The sequence below is a fragment of the Arenibacter arenosicollis genome (genome assembly GCF_014397245.1).
GTDB lineage: Bacteria > Bacteroidota > Bacteroidia > Flavobacteriales > Flavobacteriaceae > Arenibacter > Arenibacter arenosicollis.
The window spans coordinates 1-7,583 of record NZ_JACLHY010000048.1; the positions used below are offsets into that span (position 1 = coordinate 1).

A 7,583-nucleotide genomic window follows, 5' to 3' on the forward strand; every position below is an offset into this window, starting at 1 on the left:
GGATATCGTCCTCAATTCTTACTGCTATCCCCCACCACTTTTTATCACAATCACTGCCCTCCGGTATATAAATTCCAGGTTCCACGGTTATAACCGTGTTTTCCTTAAAGGGCTGGTAGGTTCCTTTTTATACAACAATCCACATAAAACATCACTTTATTTGCTTTGTGGCTTACCAATTATTATCTGGGATAAAGCCGCGATTGCGGCCGTCATTAAGGAACGTCAATTGGGAATTTGCATTTCCTCCCTGGAGGAGTTGGATGGGAAATTAAAAAACCTGTCCCATGAAGACTATCAACAAATGGCAAAAAACGTAGCCGAAGTCAGGAAAGAAATCATTTCCGGTGGATTTTTAAAAGCAGCGATGGCTAAGGCCCTTTTGGAGCTTTCCTAATTTACTTAAGAAAAATTATTAGTCCAGTTGTGGCAATTTAAAATTATCCAGCGGGCTAGGCTGTTTCATTGCCGCCTCAATAGCCTCGGTAGTCCTTGGAGCCATTCCTGATAAATTAACAGGACCGTTTTTGGTTATAAGGATATCGTCCTCAATTCTTACTGCTATCCCCCACCACTTTTTATCACAATCACTGCCCTCCGGTATATAAATTCCAGGTTCCACGGTTATAACCGTGTTTTCCTTAAAGGGCTGGTAGGTTCCTTTATCGTGAACATCGAGTCCCAGATAATGGGAAGTACCGTGCGGAAAATATTTTCTGGCCTCTTCAGGGCTGTCAATAATCCCAAGTTTCATCAAGCCTTGCGCAACAACTTCATTAGCGGCTTGACCAGGTGCCTGAAATGCAGCCCCTACCACACTGGCCTTTATTCCTGCCTCTTGAGCGTTAAACACTATATCATAAATTTGCTTTTGTTCCTTTGAAAATTTTCCGTTTGCCGGAATTGTTCTGGTAACATCAGCGGTATAACCGTGATATTCCGCTCCCAAATCCATCAACACCAAATCGTTCCCTACCTTAGGTTTATTATTTTCAATATAATGTAAGATACAGCCATTGTTACCCCCACCAACAATGGAAGGGTAGCCTTCGTATTCGGCCCCGTACTTCTTATATACAAACTCATGTACTCCTTGTATTTCCATTTCGGACATATTGGGGTGCATGGCCTTCATGACCTCCAACTGGCCCACGGCGGAAATCTCCACGGCCTTTTTTAACAACACCAATTCTTCCTTGGTTTTAATTTCCCTTAAGGTATTCATTATTTCCTCCAATATGGAGCTGTTAAGATTATTGGATTGCAACTGTAGGGCCACCTTTTCCTTTATTTCTATCCGGGACTTATCGTCGGTAGCACCCACAAAATCTACAAGCAATTGATCGGATTTCAATTCCTCATAATAGTTCAAATACCTCCCTAAGGTCTGGGCAACATTTGCACTGTTCTCTATTTGGGTAGATTTGATCATACTGTACAACTGTTGTTTAGTTGCATTATAATCAGATGGATAATTGGATTTTTCCTTAAAACTCCTAATCAAATCGAAAATATCCGCAGCGTCATTGCCGTCCCTAAAATCATTCTTAAAATCGAAAAAAAGCACATTATCAAACTTTGAAAAATCAATATCGGAGCTTAAAAATTCTTCGGCATTAAAGGCACGTTCAAAACCCAATTTATTTTTCACTCCTTCTACCCCTAGTCGCTTTCCGTTCCATTGTTCCGCTTTTTCATCCCGTTTTTGGGCATAAAGCACTTCGTCATATTCATTTCCGTCATTATCCTTTTGCTTTTCGGAATAAATAAGCAAAAGGGCATTGGGCTCCTTATAACCAGTTAAATAATAAAAATCCGGATCCTGATGATATATATAATCCACATCATTTGCCCTATTCCTTACCGGAGCGGCAAAAAATACTGCAACACTATTTGGAGGCATGGCCTTACGTACTTCCTGACGCCTTCCCTTATGAAAATCCGCAGGTAGAAAATCGGTGGGGACCTCCTGGGCTTGAAACCAAGAAGCACAGAAAAGTAAAATAGAAAACAAAAATAAATTCCTCATAACTCTACAATAATTTAAAGTTTAAAAATAATCAATTTTAATACCAAACCAATTGACCGTTATAAATATGGCAATAAGTAATTCTTAAACACTTAAAACATAATGCCCAATTTGAACAATCGGACCGATCCACTTGCAAAACATATAAATCCCAATTAACATTAATTTGTGCAAAACAATAAGTATATAGATTTTCACATCGATTAATTTTCGATATTTTTACCCTCTAATTAATACATATGAAAAATACAGCACTAACTAAAATTCACGAAGCCCTAGGCGCTAAAATGGTACCTTTTGCAGGATATAATATGCCCGTTTCCTATGAAGGAGTTAATATAGAGCACGAAACGGTCCGTACCGGGGTGGGCGTTTTTGATGTATCCCATATGGGTGAATTTTTAATAAGTGGACCCAAGGCATTGGACCTCATACAAAAAGTAACTTCCAATGATGCCTCCAAATTAACCGTAGGAAAAGCACAATACAGTTGTCTACCCAACGAAACGGGTGGTATTGTAGATGATCTTATAGTCTACAAAATAAAAGAAGAACAATATCTATTGGTAGTAAACGCCTCCAACATTGATAAGGATTGGGAGCATATAAGTAAATACAATACTGACTTTGGTGCTGAAATGCGTAATATATCGGAAGGGTATTCCCTTTTGGCCATTCAGGGTCCAAAAGCTGTGGAAGCCATGCAAGCGTTAACGTCAATAGACTTAAGTGCTATTAAGTTTTACAGCTTTGAAGTGGCAGATTTTGCCGGTATTGAGCACGTAATTATTTCTGCAACCGGATATACGGGTTCCGGCGGTTTTGAAATATATTGTAATAATGAAGAAGTAGAGCAGATCTGGAACAGGATCTTTGAAGCTGGCGCCTCTTTTAACATAAAGCCCATTGGACTTGCAGCTAGGGATACCTTGCGATTGGAAATGGGTTACTGTTTGTACGGCAACGATATTAACGATTCCACCTCACCTTTGGAAGCGGGTCTTGGATGGATTACTAAATTTACCAAGGATTTTGTGAATAGCGAAGCCTTAAAAAAACAAAAGGAAGAAGGAGTTTCCAAAAAACTGGTAGCTTTTGAGTTGGACGAAAAGGGAATTCCGAGACACGATTATGATATTGTGGATCAAAATGGAATCAAAATAGGGGTGGTAACTTCGGGTACTATGTCTCCGTCCATGGGAAAAGGCATCGGTATGGGATATGTCCCCACCACCATATCTCAAAATGGCGGTAAAATCTTTATTCAAATTAGGAAAAATATAGTTCCTGCTACAATTGTTAAGCTCCCTTTTTATAAGGTATAACAGTTGTAACGGTTGAGTTTTGCAAAAGGAGGTGATAGAATGAACAAAATACTCATTTTAGGAGCAAGCGGTTTTATAGGCAATGCCATATACAAGGAATTACATTCCTATTTTGACACCTATGGCACCTACTATTCTTCAAGAAGGAGTTTCGAGAACAATCAACAGTTCTTCCGGTATGATCTGGAGGAGGATGATGTGCATGATATATTGGACAAGGTAAAGCCTGATCTAATTATCTCTGCCCTAAGAGGAAATTTCCAGGCACAGGTAATGGCACATCAACATATGGTAGAATACATTCAAAATAAGGATTGTAAATTGTATTTTATATCCTCCGCCAATGTTTTTGATGCCTACAGCAAGTATCCCTCCTATGAAAATGACAAAACTTTGTCCGAAAGTATCTACGGTCGACTCAAAATTAAAATAGAAAATATGCTACTAAGGATACCTGCTTCCAAAATGGCAATTCTTAGGGTTCCAATGGTTTTTGGCAATAATTCACCAAGAATCAAAGAAATAAAAAATGCATTGATTAGTAATGAACCTATTGAGGTATTCCCCAATTTGATCATAAACGTCACCAATGACGACAAGCTTACACAGCAAATACACTACCTAATAAATCACAATAAAACAGGGGTTTTTCATTTGGGAAGCGTAGATTTAATACACCATGAAGATTTTATTAAGGAAATTGTAAACAGATTAGGCAATAACCGTCCTATCTATAAGCGCGTCTTTACTACTAATGAAGACCGTTATCTGGCCGTACTGCCAAAATCGAACCGACTGTCAAAGAATTTATCATTCAATTATCAGGAAATAATTGACCATCATATCTTTAGTGAATAAGCCATTAGCAATTGTACTGTTTTAATTAACTTTATAAAAAATAGCGACATGAAAAAACTAACGGAAGTAGAAATAGAAAAACGATTGGAGGAATTGGATGGCTGGGATTATGTTAATGGCGCCATTGAAACCTCGTTTGAATTTAAAAATTTCAAGGATGCTTTCTCCGTAATGACGAGAATTGCCTTTGAATGTGAATCCCAAAATCATCACCCAGATTGGAGCAATGTCTATAACTCCCTAAATATACGGCTATCTACACATGATGCAGAGGGGGTTACTGAAAGGGATTTTAAGTTAGCGCACAGTATTGAAGAAATTATTGTAAGCAACTAAGCTGAACACTTGCAACAGTAGTAAAAATTATTACATTTGTTCATATTATTCTAATAAAACCAAGAAATGGGAAGAGCTTTTGAATTTAGAAAAGCACGTAAAATGAAAAGATGGTCCGCAATGTCAAAGGCCTTTACCAGAATAGGCAAAGACATTGTTATGGCGGTAAAAGAGGGAGGACCAGATCCTAGCTCCAATGCACGTTTACGGGCAGTAATCCAAAATGCCAAGGCTGTAAACATGCCCAAGGATAATGTGGAAAGAGCTATTAAAAGAGCCTCGGACAAGAGTTTGGGCGACTTTAAGGAAGTTCTTTTTGAAGGATATGCCCCTCATGGTATTGCCATATTAGTAGAAACGGCCACAGATAACAATACAAGGACCGTAGCGAATGTTAGAAGTTACTTCAACAAATGCAACGGTAGTTTAGGAACTTCTGGTTCTGTTGAGTTTATGTTCGACCATACTTGTAACTTTAGGATTCCCGCTGAAGGTATAGACCCCGAAGAATTGGAATTGGAAATGATCGACTTTGGAGCCGAAGAAGTTTTTGCCGATGAGGACGGTATATTGATCTATGCTCCCTTTGAAAGTTTTGGGGCCATTCAGAAAGAATTGGAAAACAGGGAGATTGAAATTCTTTCTTCAGGTTTCGAGCGTATTCCACAGGTCACTAAAGCCCTAAGCGAGGAAGAAGCTGCCGATGTAGAAAAACTATTGGAAAAAATTGAAGAGGATGATGATGTACAAAATGTCTATCACACCATGCAGGAATAATAACTCCCTATAATAACATTAATAAAATGAGGCCCGATCATGGGCCTCTTTTTTGTTTTAAATGAACCGGTTTTTATTACTTAATAACCATTTGTTTCTGAAACTGATGTCCCTCATCATCAATAGTCTTTACAATATAGGACCCCGGCTGTAAATAATTCAGTTCCAGCCCATATCCTTCCCCAATTTGGACCTCCTCGGCGTTATAAGTACGTACCAACCTTCCGCTCATATCGAATACCATTATAGCCTTGACCTTAATGGGAAGTTTAAAACTTACTGTAGTGGCATTGGTTGCAGGGTTAGGAAACAAACTTAGGTCATTATAACTCTTTAGTGTTTGGGTCACTTCAATTTCACTGGAATCTTCGTAGGTGATCATCAATTGAGGTGCTAGATTTGTTTCGTCAGACGCAAAAGCCACATCATTGCCATTGCTGTGTTTTACTATAAGGGTAACCAATCCGCTGCCGGGTATTCGGTCGACATCTAGATTCCAGGTCTTTTTTTGTCCTAAATTATGCATTCCCGTAATTGCACTCAGATATGTACCTACCGTTGTTGGCTTATTAGTGCCGTTAAGCCCATTCTCTGTCCAGTCAGAACTACTTCCAAGGAAAACCTCCAAAGTGCCAAAACCGGGATCGCTTGCCACCTGCATTTGCAATTGAGCTTTAGTAATTGGCCCTCGGAACGCTCCGAGATCGAACTTCATATAAACCAGTCTATTCCCTTGTTCGGCCCTTAAAATATTACCAGTAGGACTAGGATTGCTTGATCCCTGTAAAAAGGTCGCATCTATCAAATAGGCAGTTGGCCCACTATCACAATCCCCAATCAGTGGGTCCTCGGCGTCTATAAGGCCGTCACAATTATTATCGATACCATCGCAAACCTCTTGAGCTCCAGGAAATACATCTGGGTTGGTATCATCGCAATCCACATCGCTGAAAAATGTATCATTATCCATATCTACATGTTTATTGAAACCATTGGAATTAATTATCAGTTGTGGGGCTTGCTTGGTTTCGTCAGAGGAAAAGGCTACATCATTACCATAGGCTTGTTTAACGATAAGCGTTATTATTCCGCCACTAGGTAACCGGCCAATGTCGAGTTCCCATATCTTTATTTGGCCCAGGTTGTGAGACCCCTTGATCAAACCCAAAGCATTACCAACCTCAGTAGGTTTATTATTGCCATTAAGGCTACTCTCCGTCCAATCAGAATTACTCCCAAGGAAGACCTCCAAAGCGCCAAACCCTGGGTCACTTGTCACCTGCATTTTCAATTCTGCAATGGAAACTGGCCCTTTAAAGGACCCCAAATCGAACTTCAGGTAAACCACCCTATTCCCTTGCTCTGTCCGTAAAATAGGACCTGTAGGACTAGGATTATTTGAACCCTGTAAAAATGTCGCATCGATTAGATTGGCGGCAGCCCCAATACCACAGGCACCAATCAGCGGGTCCTTGGCGTCTATAAGGCCGTCACAATTATTATCGATACCATCACAAACCTCTAAAGCCCCTGGAAATACATTGGGGTCGGCATCATCACAATCAATATCCGCGCAATAACCATCTCCATCCTCATCCCTTATGAAAGTGCATTTTAGATTATTTGTAATGGTAAACTTTAGGTTAACAGGGATACCGGCATCACCCTGCAAACCGTCACCCGAATAGGGGGTGGCGGCAAGACTATAAATTCCCAAAGGAAAAAGCTGTCCCAAATAATTTCCATCAATATCACCATAGAACGCATAAGGCGTAGCGCTCTCGGTACGACCATTGTTCAACGCTCCACTAAGTTGCAGACTAACGCTCTCCACGTCGGAGGTGGTATTTGCCCGAATATTCAAATTTAATGACGGTAAGGTGGCCACATCAATAATATCCCCATTTTTAAGGGTCATTACATCTTTGTTGTCATCCGAAGTGACCAAAGTAAAACTTGTAATGGCAAGGATCCTTGGTACGTCTACACTATTACCGTCACCTTCCGACTCCTCATACTCATCGGCACCCAAGGGGAAGGCATCCGACGTATCCGGGGTGCCGTCGTTATCGTCATCGGTATCGGCGTTGTTGCCCACACCATCGTTGTCCGTATCCAAATCCTCATCGGCATCCAAGGGGAAAGCGTCCAAAGTATCCGGGGTGCCGTCGTTATCGTCATCGGTATCGGCGTTGTTGCCCACACCATCGCTGTCCGTATCCACATCCTCATCTGAATCCAAGGGGAAGGCATCCGAT

General features: G+C 40.4%; 7 protein-coding genes and 1 pseudogene. 5 read left to right on the forward strand and 3 right to left on the reverse strand.

The genetic code is table 11. The annotated features are described in order from the left end of the window. Positions 1-103: pseudogene (locus tag H4O18_RS22620) on the reverse strand (hypothetical protein); the annotation flags it as partial. 57 nt (positions 104-160) lie between these two features. On the opposite strand from H4O18_RS22620, the gene H4O18_RS22635 reads away from it, so the two are divergent. After that, positions 161-397, forward strand: a complete 237-nt coding sequence (locus tag H4O18_RS22635) for a glycosyltransferase (protein WP_484463093.1) — start codon at positions 161-163, stop codon at positions 395-397. A gap of 18 nt (positions 398-415) precedes the next feature. Here H4O18_RS22635 and H4O18_RS21700 read toward each other — a convergent pair whose 3' ends face one another. Continuing rightward, positions 416-2,029, reverse strand: coding sequence for an aminopeptidase P family protein (locus tag H4O18_RS21700; RefSeq protein WP_187588602.1), 1,614 nt, complete (start codon positions 2,027-2,029; stop codon positions 416-418). A 239-nt stretch (positions 2,030-2,268) separates the two neighbouring features. On the opposite strand from H4O18_RS21700, the gene gcvT reads away from it, so the two are divergent. The 4 genes from gcvT (at position 2,269) to H4O18_RS21720 (ending at position 5,325) form a co-directional block, all read left to right on the forward strand. After that, positions 2,269-3,354 carry a glycine cleavage system aminomethyltransferase GcvT gene (gcvT, locus tag H4O18_RS21705; RefSeq protein WP_187588604.1) on the forward strand — a complete coding sequence of 362 codons (1,086 nt, stop codon included), beginning with the start codon at positions 2,269-2,271 and terminating at the stop codon, positions 3,352-3,354. 39 nt (positions 3,355-3,393) lie between these two features. After that, on the forward strand, positions 3,394-4,212 hold the full coding sequence (locus tag H4O18_RS21710; protein ID WP_187588606.1) for a sugar nucleotide-binding protein: 819 nt from the start codon (positions 3,394-3,396) through the stop codon (positions 4,210-4,212). Between the two features lie 48 nt (positions 4,213-4,260). After that, positions 4,261-4,548, forward strand: coding sequence for a 4a-hydroxytetrahydrobiopterin dehydratase (locus H4O18_RS21715; RefSeq protein WP_187588608.1), 288 nt, complete (start codon positions 4,261-4,263; stop codon positions 4,546-4,548). Between the two features lie 66 nt (positions 4,549-4,614). Next, positions 4,615-5,325 (forward strand): YebC/PmpR family DNA-binding transcriptional regulator, encoded by a 711-nt coding sequence (locus H4O18_RS21720; RefSeq protein ID WP_111621994.1) that lies wholly within the window; start codon positions 4,615-4,617, stop codon positions 5,323-5,325. A gap of 76 nt (positions 5,326-5,401) precedes the next feature. Here the strand turns inward: H4O18_RS21720 and H4O18_RS21725 are convergent. Then, a partial coding sequence (locus H4O18_RS21725; RefSeq protein WP_187588609.1) for a CBM96 family carbohydrate-binding protein occupies positions 5,402-7,583 on the reverse strand: 2,182 nt, incomplete at its 5' end.